This window comes from Fulvivirga sedimenti, assembly GCF_020328055.1.
In genome coordinates this window covers 66,852-91,879 of sequence record NZ_JAIXNE010000003.1, presented here as the reverse complement: position 1 = coordinate 91,879, position 25,028 = coordinate 66,852, and the positions used below count along the sequence as shown (strand labels likewise).

Annotated in this window: 27 protein-coding genes; 22 read left to right on the top strand and 5 right to left on the bottom strand. The window is 43.8% G+C overall.

Features of this window, described 5'->3' with window-relative positions; genetic code table 11:
* Positions 1-133: 133 nt before the first annotated feature.
* Positions 134-1,699, top strand: coding sequence for a sodium:solute symporter family protein (locus LDX50_RS12720; RefSeq protein WP_225697672.1), 1,566 nt, complete (start codon positions 134-136; stop codon positions 1,697-1,699).
* Between the two features lie 64 nt (positions 1,700-1,763).
* Complete coding sequence (locus LDX50_RS12715; RefSeq protein WP_225697671.1) at positions 1,764-2,273, top strand: energy transducer TonB; 510 nt, start codon at positions 1,764-1,766, stop codon at positions 2,271-2,273.
* A 51-nt stretch (positions 2,274-2,324) separates the two neighbouring features.
* Here the strand turns inward: LDX50_RS12715 and LDX50_RS12710 are convergent, their stop codons facing one another.
* Entirely contained in the window at positions 2,325-3,167 is an 843-nt protein-coding gene (locus LDX50_RS12710) for a zinc-dependent peptidase (protein ID WP_225697670.1), read from the bottom strand.
* A 113-nt stretch (positions 3,168-3,280) separates the two neighbouring features.
* On the opposite strand from LDX50_RS12710, the gene LDX50_RS12705 reads away from it, so the two are divergent.
* The 10 genes from LDX50_RS12705 (at position 3,281) to LDX50_RS12660 (ending at position 11,073) form a co-directional block, all read left to right on the top strand.
* Positions 3,281-3,835, top strand: coding sequence for an RNA polymerase sigma factor (locus LDX50_RS12705; protein ID WP_225697669.1), 555 nt, complete (start codon positions 3,281-3,283; stop codon positions 3,833-3,835).
* Positions 3,828-5,228 (top strand): outer membrane beta-barrel protein, encoded by a 1,401-nt coding sequence (locus tag LDX50_RS12700; RefSeq protein WP_225697668.1) that lies wholly within the window; start codon positions 3,828-3,830, stop codon positions 5,226-5,228. Before LDX50_RS12705 ends, LDX50_RS12700 begins: the two co-directional genes overlap by 8 nt.
* 72 nt (positions 5,229-5,300) lie before the next feature.
* On the top strand, positions 5,301-6,080 hold the full coding sequence (locus tag LDX50_RS12695; RefSeq protein WP_225697667.1) for a SprB repeat-containing protein: 780 nt from the start codon (positions 5,301-5,303) through the stop codon (positions 6,078-6,080).
* Positions 6,081-6,082: 2 nt separating this feature from the next.
* The gene (locus LDX50_RS12690) at positions 6,083-6,460 is read left to right on the top strand and encodes an OB-fold putative lipoprotein (RefSeq protein ID WP_225697666.1); all 378 of its coding nucleotides are present in this window, start codon (positions 6,083-6,085) and stop codon (positions 6,458-6,460) included.
* Positions 6,457-6,993, top strand: coding sequence for a YceI family protein (locus tag LDX50_RS12685; protein ID WP_225697665.1), 537 nt, complete (start codon positions 6,457-6,459; stop codon positions 6,991-6,993). The genes LDX50_RS12690 and LDX50_RS12685 overlap by 4 nt, the downstream gene beginning before the upstream one ends.
* Before the next feature lie 12 nt (positions 6,994-7,005).
* Positions 7,006-7,872 (top strand): DUF5777 family beta-barrel protein, encoded by an 867-nt coding sequence (locus tag LDX50_RS12680; protein WP_225697664.1) that lies wholly within the window; start codon positions 7,006-7,008, stop codon positions 7,870-7,872.
* A 99-nt stretch (positions 7,873-7,971) separates the two neighbouring features.
* Positions 7,972-8,532 carry a hypothetical protein gene (locus tag LDX50_RS12675; protein WP_225697663.1) on the top strand — a complete coding sequence of 187 codons (561 nt, stop codon included), beginning with the start codon at positions 7,972-7,974 and terminating at the stop codon, positions 8,530-8,532.
* 107 nt (positions 8,533-8,639) lie between these two features.
* Positions 8,640-9,065, top strand: a complete 426-nt coding sequence (locus LDX50_RS12670; RefSeq protein ID WP_225697662.1) for an NUDIX domain-containing protein — start codon at positions 8,640-8,642, stop codon at positions 9,063-9,065.
* Positions 9,062-10,150: a Gfo/Idh/MocA family protein gene (locus LDX50_RS12665; protein ID WP_225697661.1), complete on the top strand. Its 1,089-nt coding sequence runs from the start codon at positions 9,062-9,064 to the stop codon at positions 10,148-10,150. The genes LDX50_RS12670 and LDX50_RS12665 overlap by 4 nt, the downstream gene beginning before the upstream one ends.
* A 140-nt stretch (positions 10,151-10,290) precedes the next feature.
* Positions 10,291-11,073, top strand: a complete 783-nt coding sequence (locus LDX50_RS12660) for an energy transducer TonB (RefSeq protein WP_338029999.1) — start codon at positions 10,291-10,293, stop codon at positions 11,071-11,073.
* Between the two features lie 51 nt (positions 11,074-11,124).
* Here LDX50_RS12660 and LDX50_RS12655 read toward each other — a convergent pair whose 3' ends face one another.
* Positions 11,125-11,469, bottom strand: a complete 345-nt coding sequence (locus tag LDX50_RS12655; protein ID WP_225697660.1) for an META domain-containing protein — start codon at positions 11,467-11,469, stop codon at positions 11,125-11,127.
* 237 nt (positions 11,470-11,706) lie between these two features.
* Here LDX50_RS12655 and LDX50_RS12650 point away from each other — a divergent pair, with 237 nt between their 5' ends.
* From LDX50_RS12650 to LDX50_RS12635, 4 genes are all read left to right on the top strand, one after another.
* On the top strand, positions 11,707-12,168 hold the full coding sequence (locus LDX50_RS12650; protein WP_225697659.1) for a CBS domain-containing protein: 462 nt from the start codon (positions 11,707-11,709) through the stop codon (positions 12,166-12,168).
* Between the two features lie 146 nt (positions 12,169-12,314).
* On the top strand, positions 12,315-12,833 hold the full coding sequence (locus LDX50_RS12645; RefSeq protein WP_225697658.1) for a P-loop nucleotide/nucleoside kinase family protein: 519 nt from the start codon (positions 12,315-12,317) through the stop codon (positions 12,831-12,833).
* Positions 12,834-12,854: 21 nt separating this feature from the next.
* The gene (locus LDX50_RS12640) at positions 12,855-13,298 is read left to right on the top strand and encodes a DUF2267 domain-containing protein (RefSeq protein ID WP_225697657.1); all 444 of its coding nucleotides are present in this window, start codon (positions 12,855-12,857) and stop codon (positions 13,296-13,298) included.
* Positions 13,277-14,326 carry a hypothetical protein gene (locus tag LDX50_RS12635; RefSeq protein ID WP_225697656.1) on the top strand — a complete coding sequence of 350 codons (1,050 nt, stop codon included), beginning with the start codon at positions 13,277-13,279 and terminating at the stop codon, positions 14,324-14,326. The genes LDX50_RS12640 and LDX50_RS12635 overlap by 22 nt, the downstream gene beginning before the upstream one ends.
* Here LDX50_RS12635 and LDX50_RS12630 read toward each other — a convergent pair.
* The 3 genes from LDX50_RS12630 to LDX50_RS12620 are packed head-to-tail and all read right to left on the bottom strand — an operon-like array spanning position 14,313 to position 16,380.
* Positions 14,313-14,723, bottom strand: a complete 411-nt coding sequence (locus LDX50_RS12630) for a hypothetical protein (RefSeq protein ID WP_225697655.1) — start codon at positions 14,721-14,723, stop codon at positions 14,313-14,315. The genes LDX50_RS12635 and LDX50_RS12630 overlap by 14 nt on opposite strands.
* A gap of 10 nt (positions 14,724-14,733) precedes the next feature.
* Positions 14,734-15,552, bottom strand: coding sequence for a universal stress protein (locus LDX50_RS12625; RefSeq protein WP_225697654.1), 819 nt, complete (start codon positions 15,550-15,552; stop codon positions 14,734-14,736).
* A gap of 12 nt (positions 15,553-15,564) precedes the next feature.
* The gene (locus LDX50_RS12620) at positions 15,565-16,380 is read right to left on the bottom strand and encodes a universal stress protein (RefSeq protein WP_225697653.1); all 816 of its coding nucleotides are present in this window, start codon (positions 16,378-16,380) and stop codon (positions 15,565-15,567) included.
* Between the two features lie 175 nt (positions 16,381-16,555).
* Between LDX50_RS12620 and LDX50_RS12615 the strand changes: the two genes are divergently transcribed.
* The 6 genes from LDX50_RS12615 (at position 16,556) to ppk2 (ending at position 25,028) form a co-directional block, all read left to right on the top strand.
* Positions 16,556-18,253, top strand: coding sequence for a Na/Pi cotransporter family protein (locus LDX50_RS12615; protein WP_225697652.1), 1,698 nt, complete (start codon positions 16,556-16,558; stop codon positions 18,251-18,253).
* Positions 18,250-20,838, top strand: coding sequence for a cation-translocating P-type ATPase (locus LDX50_RS12610; RefSeq protein ID WP_225697651.1), 2,589 nt, complete (start codon positions 18,250-18,252; stop codon positions 20,836-20,838). The genes LDX50_RS12615 and LDX50_RS12610 overlap by 4 nt, the downstream gene beginning before the upstream one ends.
* Entirely contained in the window at positions 20,835-21,665 is an 831-nt protein-coding gene (locus tag LDX50_RS12605; protein ID WP_225697650.1) for an ATP cone domain-containing protein, read from the top strand. Before LDX50_RS12610 ends, LDX50_RS12605 begins: the two co-directional genes overlap by 4 nt.
* Complete coding sequence (locus LDX50_RS12600; protein ID WP_225697649.1) at positions 21,653-23,167, top strand: thymidine phosphorylase family protein; 1,515 nt, start codon at positions 21,653-21,655, stop codon at positions 23,165-23,167. The genes LDX50_RS12605 and LDX50_RS12600 overlap by 13 nt, the downstream gene beginning before the upstream one ends.
* On the top strand, positions 23,148-24,062 hold the full coding sequence (locus LDX50_RS12595) for a ribose-phosphate diphosphokinase (RefSeq protein ID WP_225697648.1): 915 nt from the start codon (positions 23,148-23,150) through the stop codon (positions 24,060-24,062). Before LDX50_RS12600 ends, LDX50_RS12595 begins: the two co-directional genes overlap by 20 nt.
* Positions 24,063-24,125: 63 nt before the next feature.
* Positions 24,126-25,028, top strand: a complete 903-nt coding sequence (gene ppk2, locus LDX50_RS12590) for a polyphosphate kinase 2 (RefSeq protein ID WP_225697647.1) — start codon at positions 24,126-24,128, stop codon at positions 25,026-25,028.

Here is a 25,028-nt window from a genome sequence, read left to right as displayed (position 1 = left end):
TATAAGTTGTATCACGGGTCAGCCTGCTATTAAGTTAACCAGCTGTATTCTACAGGCGGCATTAATACGGAATTCCTTTTTACTCCGAGCTTAAAATTTATATTTTAACCGATTCCGGATTAAACCACGTCTAATGAATACACTCGATTACACGATCGTCATACTATATGCCATTGGGTTTTTAGGTCTTGGTTATTTTTTTAAGCAGCAAAACAACAAGGAAGATTATTTCCTTGGCGGGCGGTCTTTTGGCTGGTTTCCACTGAGTCTCTCGGTGATGGCAACACAGCTTTCCGCCATAAGCTTTATGTCTGCCCCTGCATTTGTGGGGATCCGGGAAGGAGGGGGACTGCAGTGGCTCAGCTACGAGTTTGCTGTTCCGCTGGCTATGATTTTTCTTGCCACGGTTTTAATACCAGCACTGTACCGGAGCGGCGTGGTGAGTATTTATGAATATCTCGAGAAACGCTTTGGGATTTCCACCCGATTGCTTCTGAGCCTGGTTTTTCAGATTAGCCGCGCATTTGCAACGGCCGTTATGATCTATGCGGTTGCTCTCATTATCATGAGCGTTATTGGTATTCCATTCTGGCAAACGATACTGGTAATCGGGTTGGTTACACTCATCTATTCATACCAGGGAGGAATGAAAGCCGTGGTTTACGGTGATATGATCCAAATGATCATTTTATTCGGCGGTATTCTCATATGTCTTTATTACGGTCTTGATCTGCTGGGTGGATGGAGTCAATTTACTGAATTAGTCGAAACAGACAGGTTAACAGCAGTGGATTTTGGATCACTCGGGTTTGCTGAAGGGGAGTCCTTTGGCTTCTGGCCCATGCTTTTTGGTGGTTTTTTCCTGTATGCATCCTACTATGGGACTGATCAGAGCCAGGTTCAGCGTCTGCTGGCAGCGGATAGCCTGGCGACTGTAAAAAAGACGTTGTTCTATAACGGTCTCCTCCGGTTCCCTATCACATTGAGCTACTGCATCATGGGGTTGATTGTTGGGGTGTTTGCAATGAATACCCCGGAATTTATCGCTCAGATCCCGGCAGATAAGCCTGATCTAATGATTCCTGTCTTTATCAGGGATTACCTCCCTCACGGGATCATAGGAATTCTGATTGTTGCAATCCTGTCAGCAGCTATGTCTTCATTAAGTTCTGCCATTAATTCGCTAAGCGCAGTCACAACTGAAGATTTTGTTTTAAGAGGTAAGTCCGTGCCACCCGACCGGTATGTTCGATATTCCAGAATGACATCACTTTTCTGGGGGTTGGTTTGTATCGGACTTTCATTTTATGCAGGTGATATAGCGCCAACGGTCATTGAAGCGATAAACAAAATAGGGTCCGTTTTTTTCGGGCCGATCCTTGCGACATTTCTCGTTGCGATCAGATTTAAGCGTGTAGGTGCATTTTCAATGAATACCGGCCTTTTGACAGGGGTGGGCGTAAATATTTTCATGTGGCTTGTCGTAGGAAATTCTATTTTCTGGTTTTGGTGGAATGCCATTGGTTTTTTTGTGAGCTTACTGGTCGCGCTGCTCATCTCCGCTTTCCGGTCTGCCCCGTCACGGGATGAAGCAAGCGGTGATACACTCGAGCCATTGCTTACCAGAATGAATTTAGGCCTGATCATTTACTTTGTTGCAATCGTCTCATTCAGTATTGCATTGCGCTATATGTTCTGATTTATCTCATATTTATTCTCATGAAAATTGAGTAAATTCTCTGAGGAAAATAAACCTGATAGCTATGTTATTAAAACGAATAATCCCAATCGTTTTCATGGGTGGTGCATTACTATTTGCCTGCAATCCACAGCCATCTGAAACCGAGGTGATCGATGCGGATGACATGGAAGAAGTAATGGACGACGCAGAAGAACAATCTGGCGTTATAAAAGAGGGTCAGGATTTCTTCATTGATGAGGAAGGAAATATGGTATATACCTTCCTCACAGAGGAGAATATGCCTTCTTTTGCCGGACCAGGAACGTTGAATGATTTTGTGCGCGAGAATCTCACTTATCCCATAGAAGCTCGCGAAAATGAATCGGAAGGTACGGTAGTAGTAGACTTTGTCGTTGCTCCGGATGGAAGCATTCGTGATGCCCGGGTTACAAAACCGGCTGAGGACGAATTGCTGAATACAGAAGCACTTAGGGTTGTTAATCTGATGCCCGCATGGAATCCTGCAATGAAGGATGGTGCACCTGTTGCATACAGATTCAGTTTGCCCGTTGTTTTTAAATTTGAGGAATAGGTAATTACTTTCTCAAGGAAGGGTGATTGGTTTCGGTCACCCTTTCATCGTTCATGCCGAATGAAGTTTGATAATATCCTGGTTCAGTAAATTTGACAGGGTTCGGTAGAGTTGCGGACTGTAAGCATTCAGTTCGTACGGTTTTTCAAAATATATTTCGATTGCCACTGCAAAGAACTCATATCGGTTTGTAGCTCCGTATTCCCTGAAGATCGATTGACCGTTGCGGATTCGTTCCATTTCCATCGTGGCCAGCAAGTCCCACGCGCGAAGATGCCTTCGTGAGAGGAACTCGTATTCCCCGTTCACAATTTTATCTTCAAGGAGCAACGCATGAGCCATTTCATGCAATGCAAGATTTCTTCCGTCGGTACGGTCGGTATACCCACTAAGGAAGTTTTTCCATGACAGAACGATAATTCCAGCACGGTTCACCTCACCCTGATGATATTTCTGGGTAATAAGCGAGTAATAGTTGTCCGGATAGATCAGGATCCGCTGAAAATGGGTGAAATATATTCCCGGAAAACCAAAAGTAAGCTGAATTGCACTTGCGGAGATCAGAACAATCATTTCATCACTCAGGGTTAGTGATTTTGACCTCACGATGAATTCCTTCATGTCGATGAATTGCTGCAGCCGTTTTTCGAAAAGCTGCTTGTCTTCTTCCCCTAATTTCAGATAGTAGATGAAGTAGTCCTGAAGAATAACCCTGTATTTTTCTTTTAGAGGACGGCGGATCATATGACGATGCCAGAGATGCTTGAACCTGTATTGCGTCGAATAATTGAAAATGATTTTAGTTACCTGAACAGATTCGTCAATAACTTTATATAAAATCCATCCCAATGCAAAAATTCCAAGACCGGATAAAATGTATTGAGTAGCACCCATTGATTGTCTTTAAGGCTCCAAAGTAAGAATTACCTGATTATTTAATAACCACACGCAACCTTTTTTTATAGTTTGCAGGTAGATACCAATACCTAACCAACCAGTAACCACTTTTGGACAAACCTGACAATGATATTGTCAACCTTATTAAGGGCTGCAGGGATAACGACCGGGCGATGCAGAAAAAATTGTACCAGCGTTATTACAGTTTTGCCATGAGTATTTGTATGAGATATGGTGAAAACCGCGAGGATGCTGTTGAAATCATGAATGATGGATTTTTCAAGGCTTTTAAATATATACGCTCCTTTGAACTGGATCAGCCATTTGAGCCGTGGTTAAAACGTGTGATGGTGAACTGTTCAATCGATCATTTTAAGCGAAAGAGCCGAATGCTTTTTGAGGATGATACATATCACACTGAAACGATTGCCGGGCAAAGTACTATTCTGGAATCTATCACTTATGAGGAAATGTTGTCGCTTGTGAAAAAGCTGCCGGATGCCTACAGAACCGTATTTAACCTGGTGGCTATTGAGGGTTACAAACATGAAGAAGTTTCAAAACTATTGAATATATCAACCGGGACATCAAAATCGAATTATTCACGGGCCAGAGCAAAGTTGCAGATTATGTTGAAAGAATATTTTGGCGTACGAAATGGATAAAGAAAATAACGATATAGAAAAATTCTTTGAGAAAAGGCTGAGACAGGTGGAGTTTCCATTTAATGAAGGAGATTGGGAAAACCTGGAGAAGCGGCTTGATGAGGATGATCTTCTTGCGGGAGGGATAAGAAATAATGGCGTACGTCCATGGGGTTGGATTGCATTGGTAATTCTTGCATTTCTTTCCGGCTGGATCATGCATAGTTATTTCACTGTGGAGAATGCTGGTGGGGAGGACAATAGCCCTCAGATTGCGGAGGAAAATCCGAAAACCGAAGAAATGGGAGATACCCGTTCTGATGCCGCTGTATCCCGTCAAGCGGATGATTCCCAAAATACGCAGCGTATCCGCTCGGAAATCACTGATAATTCTGAAGGGTCCAACCCGGCTACTGAAACCGATTCCGGGACAATCGCCCGCCCCGGGGATAGTAAACAATCTTCAGATTCCGGGGATCTGGCAAACAACCAGCCCAAACCAGGTTTTGAGAGGGAATCTGACGAGATAAATCACAATTTGAATCATAATAACCCGGGTAATACTAAGGTTGAAACAATTTCGGACGAGCAATTGAATGCCGGTGATATAAACCTCCGACAGGAGGGGGGCAAACTCCCTGAACTCCCGGCAGGGCTGCTTCATTCATGGGAACCTAAGCCATTTGAGCCATTTCCGCAAAGTCTGAATCTATGGATGCCTGAAAAAGTCTATATCAGTATTCCTGATAATACCATTCAACAATTATCTGTCGGGGAGAATGAAGATGAAGAGAGGGAAGATACCTTCAGCAATTGGAGTATTGGGTTGGGCATTTCACCCGACTTCAACAGTACAGGAAATGGCGATCCCTGGAGAGTATCCGGTGAGTTCGGGTTACAGGTCTTCTATACTTTCAGTCGACAGTGGTCGGTCAATACCGGATTATTGTACAGCAATAAGCGATATCTGGCATCAGGTGACCAGTATAATCCACCGGAAGGCTATTGGGATTATTATACCGATGGTATGATTCCGGATGAGGTACGCGCAGTTTGCGGCATACTCGATTTACCGATCAATCTGAATTTCATTATTAACCCTGATTCGAAAATCAGGTTTTTCATCGGCGCCGGGATCAGCAATTATTTCATACTCAATGAGGATTACAAGTATGACTTCAGTGTGCCGAATTATTATGGTTCAGAAGGATGGGAAACTACGGAGAATTCCAGTGCATGGCTTGGGTACTTCAATGGCTCATTCGGGGTCGAATCGACCATTGGAAGGAATTTATCACTGAGGCTCGAACCGTATGCGAAGATTCCGATGAAGCAAGTGGGGTTTGGAAAGGTCGACCTGTTCGGTTCCGGAATGATGTTTACAATTCGCAAACATTTTAAAATTAATGAATAACTAATAACTGGTTGATATGGTTAGTAGGGGGTGATATTCCCTGAATATCGCCCCTTCTTTAAACAAAACACTATGAAGAAACTTTCAATACTTTCGCTAATCATTCTTCTGTTCGGCTGTCAGAGCGAACAGGAAGAACCATCTGTAAACTGTTCCACATACGGACTTCAAATTCAACTCAGCAGCACAACCGATGCAAATTGCGGTAATGCGGATGGGGCGATAACCGTAAGTGCTACCGGAGGTGATGGAAATTACACGTTTTCACTTAATGGTGGAAACAGCAATACGAATGGTCAGTTCACCAACGTGGCTGCAGGCGTCTACACGGTTACTGTGAAGGACAATTCACCGTGCAGTGCGAACGTCACCGCAACCGTGAACAATCTCGATGGAGTGCAATTCGGTGCAGTTAGTCTTACTGATGCGGGTTGCAGTTCAGATAATGGCGCTATAGAAGTCACCGCCATAGAAGGTGTTCCCCCTTATTCTTATGCGATTGATGGAGGGCCGTTTCAGGATGAAGCCATATTCAGTCAGCTTACGGCAGGGGAGTATACTGTTCTTATCTCAGATGCTCAGGATTGCGAAACATCGCAGACTGTAAAGGTTTTTAATGGAACCAGCTGGGACGCTGAAGTGTCACCGATCATCGTTAACAATTGTGCAATATCAGGATGTCACGCTGGTACACAACCGCCTGATTTCCGTGAATTCGCAAATGTGGTTTCGAATGCAGACCGCATCAAAACCCGTACTGGTAATGGAACCATGCCGCCGAATGCCACCCTTTCTGAGGAACAGAAGCAATTGATCGCCTGTTGGGTTGATGACGGTGCGAGGGATAATTAGTGATGCAAAGAAAGAATGTTTATCTCGCTGTACTGGGGATGGCAATATTGTTACTGGTGCTGACAATCCTCTGGCCTGATCAGGAAAAGGTTGAGTATGAATTGACTGCGTCTGAGCTGGCAGAAGAATTTAGCCAGGATGAAACGTCGGCTATGGAGAAATTCAGCGGAAAACGCCTGGCTGTTTCGGGTCTGGTTGATAGTTATAACCCTGAAAGCGGAGTTGTCTTACTTAAATCAAATAATCAATTGCTGATAAGTTGTGCCCTAGTTATCAGCGAGTTACCGAAATCAATTGAAATAAATGAAATGATTACTGTCGAGGGAGTCTGCACAGGCATGCTCCTCGACGTCCAACTCAGTAAATGTATCCTCAGATGAAATTATTTTTAACGCTGCTTTTTGCAATATTCTCGATAGGAATTTCCCATTCCCAGCGTCTCATTGACCGGGAAGGGATTGTTCATTTTTACTCAAAAGCTCCGCTGGAAGATATCGAAGCTGTGAACCGTCAGGCACTGGCAGCAATCGATGGCACCACCGGAGAAGTAGCAGTGACTATGTTGATGCGTGGTTTTGAATTTGAAAAGTCGTTGATGCAGGAACACTTCAATGAAAATTATATGGAGTCCGGAAAATATCCCAAGGCTACATTCATTGGCAACATCCAGGATTTTAATGGGTCGCTGCTCAACCCTTCAGAAAAAATATCACGGGAAGTGATCGGTGATCTTACTATACACGGGGTCACCCGAAAAATTACAGCTGAAGTTATTTTTGAGAAGAAAAGTGGTGTTCTTCATGTGACGACTAATTTTAAAGTTACCGTGGCGGACCATGAAATAGAGATTCCAACACTGGTCATAAAGAATATTGCTGAAGTCGTAGATGTAACTGCGGAATTTTCTTTCTAAAAACCATAATCCATGTTAAGAACGTTTTTTTCTTTTGTCAGCCTGATGATCATTGCCCTTCCAGGCCTGGCACAGAATGATTTGTTAGAAAGCCTCGAATCTGAACAGGTTGAAGCCACTCAAATAATTGAATCGACCTTTAAGGGTACACGTCTGATTAATGGTCATTCTGTGGAAACAAGAGGAGCAGGGACGCTTGAGTTCATTATTTCGCATCGGTTTGGCGAATTGAGCAGCGGGGGCTATAACCTTTTTGGACTCGATAACAGTAACATCCGATTTGGACTGGAGTATGGAATATCGGATAAGCTCTACATTGGAATTGGCCGAAGTTCGTTTGAAAAAACTTTTGATGGTTTTCTCAAATACAGGGTCATTCGACAGAAGAGTGTTGGTTCACCTGTTTCAGTTACACTTTTTACTTCCGGAACAGTTAAAACACTTCGACAGCCCGAAAAGGATTTGTCTTTCAAGGACAAGCTTGCCTATACCACACAGTTGTTGATTGCACATAAATTCAGTGAATCGGTTTCCTTACAGCTTATGCCATCCTACATTCACTTTAACTTAATAGGGGAGAATGACCTGCGAAATGATATTCTGGCAATTGGCGCAGGGGGAAGAGTAAAGCTTAGCAAAAGGATCTCGCTAAACCTTGAATATTATTATCAGGTTGAACCGCTGAATGACGATAGTTACAATTCACTGGCCATCGGCATTGATATTGAAACTGGCGGACATGTTTTTCAGATTCAGCTGACAAATTCACGTTCTATGATTGAAAAGGGGTTTATTGCTGAAACAATGAATGATTTTTTTGCCGGAGATATCCACCTTGGATTTAATATTACACGGGCATTTCAGCTCAAGAAGCAATAAAGTTACTGATATTCAGACGTCTAAGTAATTACTTAGGGCATTCTTCACGCATACCTTACATGAAAGGTTACAGCAAAGGTGCGGGCGATATCAATGGACATGAAAACGATCAGAATTGCTATATCCTTATGTCTTTTGAGTGTGGCTTTATACGCAGCTGATGAAGATAATTTTATACCGGGACAGGTGCTTCGTGTTGATGGTAGTCGCCTGAGTACGCTTGTAAAAGTGCCTGAAACCGCCACTGCCAAGGCAGTTATTTTTAAGGATTCTGAAACCGGCCAAAATACGGAGGTCGAGAGCAGTGAGATTCGTTCAATCACGGTTGTGCTCAACGGTGAAACGGTGGAATACATCAATACACTCTATATCGATCAGTCGAGTAACCGTAGTGGGCAATCAGTATGGATCAGAACGTTAAGCTGGGGTGAAATTGTTCTTTATGCTTCCGAGCTAAGTGATGGCCGCAGTATCTATCTTCTGAAACGATCGGACGAATTATTGCCACGTGAAATCTCTTCTAACAGTTTCAAGACCACAATTGTAAGTTATATCGCTGATCATTCATATCTCACCAAAGATGTGGAAAGCAATAAATATTCCTTCAAGGATCTGAAGGTACTGATGGATGAATATAATTCATGGAAGTCATTTGAATAACTATTTTTTAGCCTGAACTACCAAACTTAATTTTTTATTCAGGGCCCAAATTTGGGCCCTTTTTTTTATCTGATTGATTTGCAAAAAATATTGATGTAACTTCTGGCATGACCTTGCCAGTACCTGTTTTACTTACTGTCGATATTATCGTACTCGCCAGTGGAGATATTCCTCAAATTTTACTCATACAACGTAAAAATGAACCATTCAGGGGATCGTGGGCGCTGCCCGGCGGATTTGTCGACCCCGACGAGGATATTCCGGAAGCTGCGAGAAGGGAGCTGCTTGAAGAAACGCATGTTACAGCGGGTGATGAACTCATCGAAGTAGGCGTATTTGGCAGACCCGGACGTGACCCCAGGGGAAGAACAGTCTCTGTTGCATACATGGTATACTTTGAGACTGCACCCGCCATTCAGGCCGGTGATGATGCAAAGGAAGCCGGCTGGTTCCATACGAATAATCTACCAGAACTGGCTTTTGATCACCAGGAAATAATAGCCCGTGCTCTAAACAAACTCCAAACACTATGACAATTCAACGACGCAGATTTCTCCAAAAAATGGCTGCCGGGGCTGCCGTACTTTCAACAGGCATTCCACTCACACGGATTTACGGTCAGCCATCCCGCAAGTTAGGCGTAGCTTTAGTCGGACTAGGATATTACAGTACCGATTTGCTGGCACCAGCACTTCAGCTCACAGAGTATTGTGAATTACGGGGCATTGTTACGGGCAGCAAGGAAAAAATACCGGTATGGCAGGAAAGGTATGGAATTTCGGACAGGAATGTTTACTCCTACGAAAATATGCATGAGGTGGCTGACAATGACGCTATTGATGTCATTTACATTGTCCTTCCTCCTTCGTTGCATACAAAATACAGTGTAATTGCTGCTGAGGCAGGTAAACATGTGTGGTGTGAAAAGCCTATGGCCCGTACGGCCGCTGAGTGCCAGACTATCATTGATGCCTGCAGGAAAAACAAACGTTATTTAAGTATCGGATATCGCATGCAGCATGAACCAAATACCAGGCAAATCATGAAATGGGCAGAAACACGACCTTATGGAAATATCATCTCACTTTCTGCGGAGGCGGGTTACCGTGAGGGTAGAACCAGTCATTGGAAGTTAAACAAGGAAATGGGAGGGGGAGCCATGTATGATATGGGAGTCTACCCGTTAAATGCGGTTCGTTACGCAACCAATTCAGAGCCCTTGTCGGTTAAAGCAACCTATGAATATACGCGCCCTGAAATCTTCAGCAAGGCAGATGAGATCACACATTTTCAATTGACATTCCCGGGAGGCGTTCAGGCAACATGCAAGACAAGCCTTGCAGAAAGCCTGAACACACTCCATGTTGATTGCAAGAATGGCTGGTATGAGCTCAGTCCGTTTCAATCCTATACAGGTATTCAGGGAACCACAAGTGACGGGAAGGTGCTGAATCAAAACATTCCCAACCAGCAGGCCCGACAGATGGACGATGATGCGCTGGCAATACTGCGAAATACAGAAGTTCTGGTTCCCGGGGAAGAAGGCTTAAAGGACATTCGCATTGTAGAAGCCATTCATCAGAGCGCCATGCAAAATGGCAGGGAGATAACTCTGTAGACCAAATAGTTCACCTTAGCATGATAAATGTACAGCTGATTATCTGATATCAATCAGGCTGACGAATTATACCGGTCAGTTTAAAACTGTGCTGAAATAGTGATATTCCTATATGATTAATGGAACAAAATTTCAGCGTTATGTTACCCTTACAAAAACCCGCACAAGAACCCTCGCTGATCATCAGTCATAAAAATACCAGAAAGGTATATGAGAGGGCCGATTTTGTTGGCGATCTGATCCGTCTGAAACGCCAGCGATATGAAGAGTTTAAAACCCGTAAAATGTTGTTTGCAAGTATAGGCCTCCTGGTGAGCATGCTTGCTATTGTTACGCTATTCAACTGGAAGTTTTACGACCGCGCAGACAATATAGATCTGCAGGCTAATATCTCTCAGGTTGAAGAATTGCTTGATATTCCGGTAACTGAACAACCACCTCCACCTCCCAAAAAAGTCATACAGCAACCCAATATAGTTGAAGTGAGTGAGGAAGAGATCATTGAAGAGATTGAGATCAATCTTGATATGGAGATTACTGAAGATATGGAAATTGAAGAGGTAATCATTGAAAACATGGATGCACCTGAAGAGGAGCATGCAGATGAGATATTTCTGATTGTTGAACAGGCACCTGAACCTGTAGGTGGAATGCAGTCCTTTATGACATACCTGGCTGAAAACCTGCAATATCCGTCAAAGGCACTTCGCATGCAGATCAGTGGCCGTGTTTATGTACAATTTGTTGTGAATGCGGATGGTTCCCTTCAGGATTTCCTTGTGGTAAAAGGAATAGGGGGCGGATGTGATGAAGAAGCGGTAAGAGTGCTTAAAAGCGCCCCTAAATGGATCCCGGGTAAACAACGTGGAAAGACAGTGCGGGTTAGAATGGTAATACCGGTCTATTTCATGATCAAGGAATAATTTGCCGGATGCCGTTCCATTATTAAACGGGAGCCTTTTGGTTCCCGTTTTTTATTTTGGCTGGAAAGAAAGTAGATTATTGCCATTTCCGCGAAGAACAAGACTTTCAGAGTTGACATCGAAATTATCCACTTTGGCCAGTGCATCCAGAAATTGTTGTTCACCGTCTCCGGGACACATTTTGCGGGTCATTGCACCAGGATCCAGCATAATTCCGTCGTCAGTAAGTGAAAAATTTCCATTGAAATTATTACACCCGGAAAATCCGGTAAGTCCGCCTCCATCACTAAATTCAAGAAATGGCAACTCACCTGTAAACAGGTCATCCTGAATTGATGCTCCATTCATTTGAGTCAGCACCCAGGCTTTTTGTGTGAGAAAATCAAAAGAACTCATAGTGTTGGTACTTTTGCAGGAACAAAAAGCCATGATAATACAAAAAACTAAAACAGACTTGGTCATAATTGAACCCGATTTATTTTTATTACAATATCAGTTCAATATACCTATCATCAATAAGAAAAACCAGTGTGTCTATGCCAATATTATCCCCTGATACACATGGAAGTGAATAGAAAATCTTGATAATCCATCATTTTTTTGTATTTTCAGAAAGGACCAAACTTTATAATCATGGTAAAGAGCTATCGGGGTGTCGCTGTCGTCAAGGAAAAAGGGCACAAAATGCAAGATGTTCATGTCGAAGATTACATGACACGTCGATTGATCACTTTCAGTCCGAATCAAACAATGGATATCGTAATCAAAACCCTGATCACAAAGAAAATATCGGGGGGGCCGGTCGTTGATGAGAATGAAAACCTGGTTGGTGTTATCTCCGAAGGTGACTGTTTGAAAGAGGTAGTTCGGGGAAAATATAACAATACACCGAATTTATCAGGCCGTGTTGAGGAACATATGACAAGGGAAGTGTATACCCTGCCTCCGGAAACAAATATTTTTGACGCTGCCAGGAAATTCCTCGAAATGAAGATTCGGAGGTTTCCCGTGGTAAAGGATGGTAAATTACTCGGGCAGATCAGTCAGCGTGACATCATGCGGGCTTGCCAGAACCTGAAAGACACAACCTGGTAGTATTACAGCCTGGATAAAATTATCAGCAGACCAACATGGTCTGCTTTTTTTATGCATCATTCTACTGACCAGAATCACTGCGCGCCTTGATGCGAATCAACAGCCGTCTGACTGCTTTTTTGTAACTTCATTGAAAAGAAAAGGCAATGATTGTCGCCGTATTTGGATTACCCGGTAGTGGTAAAAGCTATTTTGCCAGGAAGCTCGCAGAACGACTTGAGGGAACCTACATCAGTTCGGATAGCCTCAGGCGTGAATTATTTAATTCTCCCACCTATTCTCATGATGAGAAACTTGCTGTTTACCGTAAGATGCTGGCTATCATGTACGATTACCTGCATCGCCGAGAACCCCTTGTGATGGATGCAACTTTCTTCACCAGAGAAATCAGGGATCCATTCAATCATGAAGCTGAATCTATTGGTTGTCGAATTGCATGGATAGAAATAAGGGCTGAGGATACCCTTATCCGCACCCGGCTAAATGTTAATCGCCCCGAAAGTGATGCGGATTACCCGATCCACTTATTAATCAAAAAGAATTTTCAACCAATGCGCAGGGAGCATCTCACACTTGATTCAACCAATGAAAATCTTGATGAGATGATTAAGCGTGCCTTAAAATATCTCGAAGATTTTAAGCCCGCCACGACCGTTAAGAACTGAGAATACTTAAAAATGCTAATCATGGATTTTAATAAACATACAGAAAAAGGCAACCTGATTCTGGATGAGGTGGCTGAACAGTTAGGAATGGAAAATAACCGGGATCTCGCGTTTCGCGTACTTAGATCCGTCCTCCATGCACTCCGTGAACGCTTGCCTATTCAGGAATCATTTCATTTGCTGGCTGAATTGCCGTTCATTATCAAGGCACTTTATGTTGATGGCTGGAAATATCATGAAAAGCCCAACAGGACAATCCGGGATACAGGAAGCCTGATCCGGGAAATGATCCATGAGGACTATCCCGCAGGACACCACGATTTCATGACCCTGAAAGATGGTGAAAACGCGCTGAGAGCAGTGATTACTGTACTAAAAAGACATATTTCAGCAGGTGAAAGTGCCGATATTGAAAACGCGCTGCCGGCGAACCTTAAGGGTCTTTGGCATGGAGCAATTGCCTGAGCAGGCTTACCATGAACCGGGACGATATTGATAACCTTATTCAAAAGGGCTCCTTTTCCTGTGCCTGTAATCAACCAGAGTTACAGGAAACGCATATTTCCTGGATAATCCTGTGCGATCAGGATGTTTTCAAAATCAAAAAGCCAATCCATTATGATTTTCTGGATTTCTCAACACCGGAACAACGAAAATATTTCTGTCAGGAGGAAGTCCGACTGAACAACCGGCTTACTCAGGGTATTTATTTAGGGGTTGTTACAGTAAGCAGATTACAGGATCGATTTGCTATTGGTACATCCATGGGAGAAACCATTGATTTTGCCGTTCACATGAAGCGACTGCCCGATCAGCGCCGTATGGATTTGCTTCTCACACGAGGAATGGTTGGGGATCAGGATATTTTTGCCATTGCAGATCAGCTAATTACGTTTCACTCGAAAACCACTCGATTCGACAATCAGGATACGGAGGGGTTACTGGTAAAGGTTAATGCCATTCAGCAACACGAGCAGTATGTAACGCAAAAATTGGGAGAGGAATATGGGATTATCATCAGGCAAATGATTGATCTGAATACCCGTTTTCTGAATGAAAATCACCTGATGCTTCAGGAAAGGGGGCATTCTGGATTTGTCAGGGACTGTCACGGTGATCTGCATTCCAGAAATATTTTTCTGGCCGAAAGACCCATAATTTTTGATTGTATTGAATTTAACCCGGACTATCGTCGCATAGATCTTCTGAATGAGATCGCTTTTTTCTGTATGGACCTGGAGTCATTCGGCTGCCGTGAACTCGCTGAAGTCTTTCTTGAATATTATAACACAAATTACCCGATCTGCAGAAACGAAAGGGAATATGCCCTCTTTGTTTTTTACAAAGCCTACCGTGCCAACGTCCGCGCAAAAGTAAATCTTCTGAGAGCCATCAGCGATGCTCATAATGATGCTTATTTGGGCGAAGCTGCCCGATACCTGGATTTAATGCAGGGTTATTCGAAAGAACTGGGCGCAATTAATGAACGCTGAAATAATCCCTTATCTGAGCACGGATCTGGTTTTCGGTTAGAGAATCCAGCGGAAGATTATCTTCTACTTTACCCTTTAGTTTATGGTCTTCATTGATTGCCTTTTCAAGATGCTTGCGGGTTTCTGCAGGCCCCATTATAACAATCTTTTCGGCATGTTGTAATGCTGATATGATATCGGTAAAGTATTTTTTCTCCTGTTGTTTTTTCCGTTCAAGGTAGGTGCTTTCGGATGTCGCATCCTGGAACTGGTATGGTACCTGTGTCCCGTACCCACCTTTTGGATTATATTCTTCAATATCTGATTGGATTGTTATGAAATCATCCTTACCCAATTCAAAAATGTAGGCTTTCCTGGAATCAAGCCAAACACCATACTGTCTCTTTGCAGGTTTCATAATCGTAGTCTTAATAGTCTATTGGAAATGTTAGAATCGGTACCCTTGCGTGGAGCACCGTCTTTCTTGTTGTGCTTCCTTCAAACAAACGTTGAATGAATGAATGTTTTTCCGGACTAAGGACCATCAGTCCCATGTCATGATCTTCGGCATAAAGGTTCAGAGCATCAGGTACATTTTCCGCTTTGAGGTTAATGAAGTGATGTGGCACATCTTCAAGCTGACCTTTCAGCCATAATATGGAATCAGATGTGGCAAATGTAAGATCCACATGTTCTGAAGAAGAAACATGAACTATGTACAATTCGGAATTGAATTCCCTGACTATTCTCTTGAGGAAGGATAGCAGATAGATATTTTCTTTTTCCCGTAATTCAACAGCCAGCATGATTTTATTCAGGCTGCTGACTTTGCAATCTACGGGAACGGTCAGAACTGCACATTTTCCCTTTTTGATAATGTCATAGGCATTGCTGCCGAACACATCACGATCAAGCCAGGACATATCATTTTCCATTCCCATAACCACCAGGGAAATGCCGTCCTTTTCTATTCTGTGCAGAATTCGCTCAGTAGGAAATCCTACCTCAACAACCGTTTCAACGGAACCCATGCGTTTCTCCCTGATGGAAGACCGGATTCCGTCAAGACTTTTTTGAGCATCTGTGATCATCTGATCATAATCAGCCACAAAAGCAACATCGCCACCGACAGGTTCCAGAATATGCATGAGCATAACCTTACCATCCAATGCATCGGCCAGCTGTTCTGCTAATGTAACGGCCCGTTTTGAAGAGGGAGAGAAGTCTACTGGTACAAGGATTTTCATGGTCTTTTAGGTTTATTCCGGGATTGCTAATAAAGGAATGTCGGTATGAAACACCATATTCTTGGTTTCGCCTCCGTCAAAAACACGGTCAAACAATTTATGCTTCCGTGGGATCATGGCGAGAATGTCGATATTCTTTTTTGAACAGTAGTCGTTCAGAGATTCTTCAACATCTGTTCCGACGATAAGATGATAATGATGACGGTAATTCTTAAGATACCTGTCGTACTTCATCGCTTCTGTTTTTTCCTTTTCATTAAGATTGGCAGACTCTCCAACATGAACAATATGAATGTCGGCACCATCAATGCCGGCAAGCAGTTTCACCGGCTCCAGCATTTCTGCCATAATCGGTTTATAATCCCCGGCCAGTGCAACATGATGTATTTCATCAATCTGGGAGCCTTGTGGAATTACAAGGACGGGAATTTTACTTGTACGAACTACGGAGTACGCATTACTTCCCATGAGCACCTCGTATATTCCACTTGTACCCTTGGTGCCCATGATGATGAGGTCTGCTTCTTCCTCTGCTGCCAGGCGTGCGATCTCCTTGTCAACTTCACCAAGACGAGTGATATGCCTGTGTGGTATATTCCTGAGATCAGATATTTCCTTTTGAAGCCGTTTGAATTTCTTTTCCAGATCAGGATCCAGCAAGTCGTCTTCAAAATGTGAATGCTCATTATCCTGAAGAATCATTTCCTGTTTTACATAAAATAGAATGAGTTCACTTTTTAAGTGTTTTGAAATGTGAACTGCACTATTCAAGGCATTCATTGAACAACGCGAAAAATCAACAGGTACGAGAATTCTCTGGGCATCCATAACAACATTATTTTATCCGGAACTATTTCTTCCGGAGGTTCAAGATCGTTCGGAAGAAAATAGCATTTTTTAGATGGTATTAACCATGACTTGATTCAACCTGACAAATGATGTTAATCAGTCTGAATCATTTGTTGAGCCCGATAGCAATAAGTGATTACAATCAAAGCCGAACTTGAGTAAGGTCATAACCTATGCAACAGTTATTTCGGTACCTTCCATAACGATGTGGGACCAATTTGACTATTGGAAATTTCTTGCAGGTCTGGGCATTTTTCTATTTGGAATGTCGCAGATCGAGGTAGCGCTGCGCACGCTTGCAGGCAGGTCTTTTCGTGTATTTCTTCGCAATAATACCAATACCCGTATCAAGGCGATCCTTGCCGGAATTGTCATCACTGCACTTCTTCAAAGCAGCTCGGTGGTATCATTGATGACCCTGGCCATGGTAGGTGCAGGAATAATGACCATGACGAGCGCGCTGGGTATCATCATTGGATCGAACCTGGGCACAACACTGAAAGGCTGGATTGTAGCAATCTTTGGATTTAAATTCAGCATTGAAAGTTTTTCCCTGCCCATGCTTGCCATTGGTGGCATCACTTATCTGCTTCTTGGCAAGTATGAAAAGCCCTCGAATATCGGTCGCCTCCTCATCGGGTTTGGATTCATGTTTCTCGGACTTGATTTTATGAAGACCAGCATTGATTTTCTGGCCCAAACCTTTGATCTGTCGCCCTATGCCAATTATGGCCCGGTAGTTTTTCTGTTGGTAGGATTCATATTCACCGCGATAATTCAATCCAGTTCTGCCACGATGGTAATTACCTTAAGTGCGCTGAACAGTGGCATCATTACATTCCCTGCTGCTACAGCCATGGTGATTGGCGCTGATCTGGGTACCACTATTACTGCTCTGATAGGAGGTATGCCCGGTATCCCTATTAAGAAAAGGGTAGCCCTCGGGCACTTTCTCTTCAACCTTGTGACGGATATAATAGCCTTCATCTTTATGGTACCCATCACCAATTTTATCACGAAAGTACTAGGGATCGCCGATCCACTGATGGCAGTTGTGGCGTTTCATAGCTCGTTTAACCTGATTGGGATACTGATTTTTGCACCAACACTTTCATATTTCGCCCGGTTCCTTGAAAACCGTTTTAAAAAGTCAACACCATTCATGGGCAGATTCATTCACCAAATCAGCTCATTTGAATTATCCGAAGAAGCCATTCAGGCACTAAAGAACGAAACGGGCGGACTTCTTGAAGATGTAATACAATTGAATAGGCTGGCATTCAAACAGGTTCATTCGAGCTTCTGGCAGGGCAGGGATGCATTTAGCAAGCAGTACCTTCAAGTCAAACAGCTGGAGTCCGAAATTTTTGCCTTTTACAACAGTCTACAGCAGGAAAAGCTCCAACCGGAAGAATCTGTGCGACTCAATCAGATAATGCTTGTGGTTCGCTATGCGCTTCATTCCGCCAAGAGCCTGAAGGATATAGAGCCGAATCTACGGGATTTCGAAAATGCCGGCATCGACTCGTTGATGAATCTCTACCAGGCGTTCAAGTCAAACTCAGGCCAATTTATTGAACATGCCGTTATCTTTTTTTCTGCCACAGCGCATGACATGGAAATGCTGATTAAACTAAGTGCTGAAATTCAGAAGAACTACGACGACATACCATTGCTCATTTCTGAAAAGAAATTTCAAAAAGAGGTTCCACCGCTCGATATTTCTACCGCCCTCACAGTAAACCGGGAAATGTATTCTACGCACAGATCCCTCATTCTGGCGCTAAATCATTTCATTATGCCAAACGAATTGGCACGAGAATTCGCTAACATGGGAATCATAGGCAAATGAATAAGAATAAAACCATAGAGAATCCCTTCGCACTATCCATTGAGGATACACTGAAGGCTTTAGCTGTTACATCGGAAGGTCTTACAGACGCTGAAAACGAAAACAGACTGGAACAATATGGATATAATGAATTGCCAGGTTCCTTCGAAACTCCCAGGTGGCAGATATTACTTCGACAGTTCAAAAGTCCGATCGTTTACCTGCTTTTAATTGCAGCCGTCATTTCATACTTCTTTGGAGATATTGCAGAGTCCATTGCCATTGCCTGTGTGATCCTGCTGAACAGCGGTATCGGTTATACCCTGGAATCACAGGCCATCCATTCAATGCAGGCCCTGCGTAAGCTAGATAAGACATTTTGCCAGGTGAGAAGGAACGGCGAGTTAATAACCATAGAGTCACGTTTGCTAGTTCCGGGTGATATAATTCAGTTGCAGGCCGGAGACATGATTCCGGCTGATTCCCGCCTCATGGAAGATCAGCGACTTGAAGTAAATGAAGCCAGCCTTACAGGTGAATCAGTTCCTGTAGTGAAACAATCTAAAATTGTACTGGAAGAGGGTACATCATTGGGAGACAGGGTGAATATGCTCTATAAGGGCACCTCTATTACAAAAGGTAATGCGGTTGCCGTGATTGTTCATTCCGGAATTGATACCGAGATAGGCAAAATTTCTCAAATGGTTGAATCGGCAGATAAAGACGAAATACCGTTGAATGAAAAGCTGAATCAGTTTGGAAAAAAACTGATCTGGCTAACACTGGGGCTGATCCTCATTTTTATAGCTACCGGCTGGATTCGCGGAAATGAATTTTACCTGATCCTGGAGACAGCTATAGCACTTGCTGTGGCAGCCATTCCGGAAGGCCTGCCCATTGTGGCAACCATTTCACTTGCCCGCGGTATGATGCTGCTTTCACGCGAGAATGTGATCATTAAAAAATTGGCTGCGGTTGAAACACTTGGTGAAACAGACGTTATCATAACCGATAAAACCGGAACACTTACGGAAAATCAGCTGGTGGTACATACCGTCGTCCCTGTGGCCGATGATGGGGAAGTTTTGCAACTGCTGATGATGTCTGCTGTTTTATGCAATAATTCATCCATTTCTCAGGATGGAGACCTTCAGGGAGACCCGGTAGAGACAGCCCTATGGGATTACTTCAGAAAGGAAAATCCTGCGGATTTTGAAAAAATCAGGGATGAATGGAAAGAGGTGGATGAATTACCCTTTGATAGTGATATTCGGTATATGGCTAACCTTTACAAGCACGGGGAACAGTTTCTTTCGGTCGCAAAGGGAAGTCCGGCAGAATTGCTCGATAAATGTGTGTCTGCCGGGGACCACATCCCCATTACCGACGAATTTCTGGATGAATGGAATCAGCACACAGAACAATTGGCAAGAGAGGGTCTGAAAGTGCTGGCATTCGCAGCACATCGACATACAAAGGAGCCATCCGGCATTGATGCGGATCTTCACTTTCTGGGTCTGATTGGTTTTCTCGATCCTGCCAGAAGTGATGTGGAAAATTCTGTTATGGAATGCCATAAAGCCGGTATAACAATTATAATGGCCACAGGGGATCATCCTGCCACTGCAGAGGCGATCGCCCGGCAGATTGGACTTGGTTCCGGAGAATTAAAAATCATACACGGTTCAGATCTGGATAAAACTGAGGGGGCTCAATGGGAATCGATGGTTGAAGGTGCCCACATATTCTCGCGCGTTACTCCCTATCAGAAACTGCAGCTGGTGACCTACTATCAGGATAATGGCCATATTGTGGGAATGACCGGAGATGGCGTGAATGATGCCCCGGCACTAAAGAAATCTGATATAGGAATCGCTATGGGCAAACGGGGTACGCAGGTGGCAGAAGAAGCGGCAGACATGATCATTCAGGATGATGCATTTACATCAATTGTGAAAGCCATCCGACAGGGGAGGATCATTTTTGGGAATATCAGGGACTTTATAATTTACCTTCTCTCGTGTAACCTCACAGAAATTATGGTTGTGTCCATTGCGGCCTTTCTTTCCACTTCGTTACCGTTGCTTGCCCTTCAAATTCTTTTCCTGAATCTTGTTACCGACGTGTTTCCAGCGCTTGCACTGGGAATGGGTAAAGGAAATGAAAGGGTGATGGAACATCATAGCCGGGATCCCAATGACCCCATCCTGGATCGCTCAAGCTGGATATCAATATTCATGTATTCGGCAGTTATGACCCTGACTATCCTGGCGGGTTATTACTACAGTGTACATTTTCTCTCAGATAGTTACGCTGAAGCCAATACGATCGCATTCTTCTCACTGGCCCTGGCTCAGTTGATCCACCCGTTTAATCTTACCAGCTCAGGCGATTCCTTCTTCCGGAATCCAATTTTCAGGAACCGCTTTCTCTGGATCGCCATTGTGCTTTGTTTGATTCTTCTGGCAATAGCACTCTTGGTACCCTTCCTAAACGAAATCCTCAGCCTGGCAATGCCTCAGCCCAGGTCCTGGCTGATTATTTTGTTGGCAAGTGCTGCTCCATTGTTTATCATCCGGATAATAAAGAAAATAACGAAATCATGAATGATCAGGACTATACTGTCATTAAAGCTTCCGGCGATAAAGTAAAGTTTGATGCCAATAAACTAAGAAATTCATTAAAGCGAGCAGGGGCTGATGTACTACTGGCAGATGAGGTTGTAGAATACGTAATGAAAGGTATGCATGATCTTATTACGACGAAGGAAATCTATAAGCAGGCTTTTCGGTATTTGAAAAAACAGCAGAACAGTACCGCAGCAAGGTATTCACTGAAGTCCGCCATACTGGAGTTAGGACCTGCAGGATATCCCTTTGAGGGATTCATGGCTAAAATACTGGAAAATAACGGTTATGAAGTACAGACCAATCTTATTCAAAAGGGCAAATGCGTTACGCACGAGGTCGATGTTTTTGCGCAAAATACGGAAAAGGTCATATTCATGGAGTGTAAATATCACACCGATCAGGGAAGGAAATCAGATGTTAAAACCTCGCTTTATTTCAATTCCCGTTTCATCGATATTGCCGGCGGACTATCGGACGAAAACAGGAAAAAAGAGGGCTGGCTCGTGACCAATACCCGTTTTTCAGAAGATGCAGAGAAATATGGCCGGTGCTCGGACCTCAGGCTTGTTTCCTGGGGACACCCTAAAAAATATTCTTTGAAAGATCTGATTGAGTCCAGCGGATTGCATCCGGTAACCTGCCTTACAACCATTGCCAGGGCCGAAAAACGTGCACTGATCGACCTGGGAATATTGCTGTGTTCAGAACTTATAGCCCAACCCAATGTGCTCGACCGTGTGGTAAGAAGTAAACAGAGGAAAGACCGAATCATAGAAGAAGCCGAAGTATTATGTCAGAAATAATCAATAAAACAGACCGAAGACCTCTTTACAAGGAGCTTGGCATAGAGACCCTCCAGGAGCATATGATCTTCATTCGCAAGGACAGTGAGGTTTGTGTTTCTGAAGGCTTTGAAGCCCTCACACGTGTTCGTGTGAAGAGTGATAAAGGATCGCTGGTTGCCAGTATACAGATGGTGACGTCAGAATCATTGCTGAAAATTGGCGAAGCAGGTTTATCGAATGGTGCTGCACAAATGCTCAAGGTAAAGGAAGGTGACTTATTAGAAATCAGTCATTTAAGTGATATCAAGTCCTTACGCCATGTGCGCTCAAAAATTTATGGGAAAACACTGGACTTCGGGGCGATGACGGAGATAATTCAGGACATTGTGAAAGGGCGGTATGCGGCAGTTCATCTGTCGGCATTCATCACCGCATGTGCAGGGGATTCACTGTCGACCGATGAAATAATCGCACTTACACGTGCTATGGTGGATGCAGGAGACCGGTTGAAATGGAAAAAGTCGGTAATTGCCGACAAGCACTGCGTTGGTGGTTTGCCGGGAAATCGTACGACTCCCATTGTGGTTGCCATCGTCGCAGCTGCCGGAATCACTATACCAAAAACATCTTCACGGGCAATCACGTCACCTGCGGGTACGGCAGATACAATGCGTGTGATGACGCAGGTCGGACTGGACCTGGAAGAGATTCAGCGGATAGTCTATTTGCATAATGGCTGCATTGTTTCCGGTGAAAATCACCTGAGTCCGGCAGATGATACACTGATACGCGTCGAAAGATCGCTGGATATCGACAGTGAAGGTCAGATGATCGCCTCTGTTCTCTCAAAGAAAACCGCTGCAGGCAGCACACACCTTATTATTGACATTCCTGTTGGATCAACGGCTAAGGTTCGGAGTGAATCAGATGCTGAACGTCTAAAGTATTATTTTAAAGTTGTAGGGAAGGAACTTGGGTTTGTTCTCAAGGTTCTGATCACTGATGGCAGTCAGCCCATTGGTCGCGGTATCGGGCCCGCACTTGAAGCGCATGACGTCTTAGCGGTACTGCGGAATGATCCCCAGGCTCCCGGGGCATTAAAGGAAAAGTCTATTCAGCTCGCAGGTGAACTTCTTGAGCTGGTAGATCAGGAGCTGAAAGGAAAAGGCACAGATGCTGCCCGGCGAATTTTGGAATCAGGCGAGGCACTAGACAAGTTTATGGCAATTTGCATGGCTCAGGGGGGATTTACTGAACCTGGAATTGCCAAATATACCAGGAACATTTACGCGGAAAAGTCGGGAACGATAACTGAAATAGACAATCGTAAACTGGCCAGGATAGCCAAGCTGGCTGGCGCTCCTTCAGACCCGGAAGCTGGTGTTTGGTTTGATGCACCACTAGGGCGAAAAGTGCATAAGGGTGACCTGCTTTTTGTGATCCACTCCCAATCTACCGGTGAGCTGGATTATGCACTCAATTTCTTAAAGACAGAAGATCATGTTATCACAATTGCCTGAGAAACACATTCTTGCCAGTTTCCCGGGCTATGAGCATTCTGCCCGGGAAATTTCAGCTATGCTGGGCATTCAGCTAATACAGCTTGAAATCCGTCATTTTCCTGATGGGGAAAGTTACATACGCTTTCCGACAGACCTTAATGGCAGGTACCTCTGGATCTATGGCTCGTTATTTCCCGCTAATGACAGGATCATTGAGCTCATGCTCATTTGTAAAACAGCGAGAGAAATGGGTGCCGAAACGATCAGTATTATCACACCTTATCTGCCCTATATGCGGCAGGATATTCGATTTCAGTCGGGAGAGGTGATCACAGCTTCAATAATGCAGCAGTTTATTTCCCGAAGGATAGATGAGCTTATTTGCATTGAGCCGCATTTGCATCGGATAACAGACCTGAATGATCTATACAAGGGGAAGGCACGTGTACTGAGAGCAACCGGCATTGTTACAGACTGGATTAAACGGAATGTTCCTGACCCGGTTCTGATCGGACCTGACAGTGAAAGCAAGCCCTGGGTTTCTGCGATGGCTGATAAACTGGGCTGTCCCTATGTAGTGCTTGCGAAAATGCGGCAGGGAGATTTTTCGGTTTCTATTGATCCGCGTGGATTGGAATTGGCCGGGACAAGACAACCGATTCTTGTGGACGATATTCTTTCAACAGGAAGGACAATGAAGCAGGCAGCTTCAACAATATATAATCAGACGGGCCGGAAGGTCATCTGCATTGGTATCCATGCAATATTTGCCGGGGATGCAGAGCGGATTTTACATGATGATGCCATTCTTCGAGTGGTTACGACAAACTCTATTCCCCATGAAACCAATGAAATCAGCATTGATGCAATGGTTGCATCCGTTCTTAAAAGTGAAATTCAGCGTTCAATTTAAAACGGATTAATATCATTCTTTTCACAATTCTTGTAAATTAGGTTGCTATCTAACGAATAATCAATGAGTCAATTTATATTAACTGATAAGGCGCTGCAAAATAAGCTTGATCCTTCTCAGTTGCTTACGGCAGAAGATTTCAAACAACTAAAAGATAAAGATACCCTCAGGAAGAAGCTTAGGGATCGCAAACGCGACATAAGCAAAATAGAATTCAATATTCACTATGAGGAGCAGTTGAGGGATCTTCAGATAGAGCTGGTGAAATTACAGGCTCATGTGATCGCCAACAATTTAAGGGTGGCAATCATATTTGAAGGAAGAGATGCCGCGGGAAAAGGGGGTGCCATCAAGCGGTTTGCAGAACATCTGAATCCGCGTGCTATGCGGGTTGTGGCGCTTTCAAAACCTACCGATCTGGAGCGCAAGCAATGGTATTTTCGCCGGTATATAGGAGTAATGCCCAATGCAGGTGAGATCGTATTTTTCGATCGCAGCTGGTATAACAGGGCTGTGGTGGAACCGGTAATGGGATTTTGTAATGAAGACCAGTATCGTCAGTTTATGCGGCAGGTCCCGGAGTTTGAACATATGCTTTTTGAAGATGGGGTCATTGTAATTAAATTCTGGTTTTCGATCACCAAGGAAGAGCAGGCTAAAAGATTTCAGGCAAGGGGTAAGAATCCGCTGAAGCAGTGGAAACTGAGCCCGGTAGATCAGAAAGGCCAGGAATTATGGGATAAGTATACCTACTACAAAGATCAGATGTTCAGCATGACGCATACTTCGTTCAGTCCGTGGATTATCGTAAAGACTAACAAGAAAAAAATAGCGCGGCTTGAAAGCATTCGTTACGTCCTTTCTCAGTTCGAATACGATGGAAAGTCTGATACGAATGCACTCATATTGCCGGATCCGAATCTTGTGAACCGGTATCATCGCTCTGTTACATCCTTTGACAGTTAA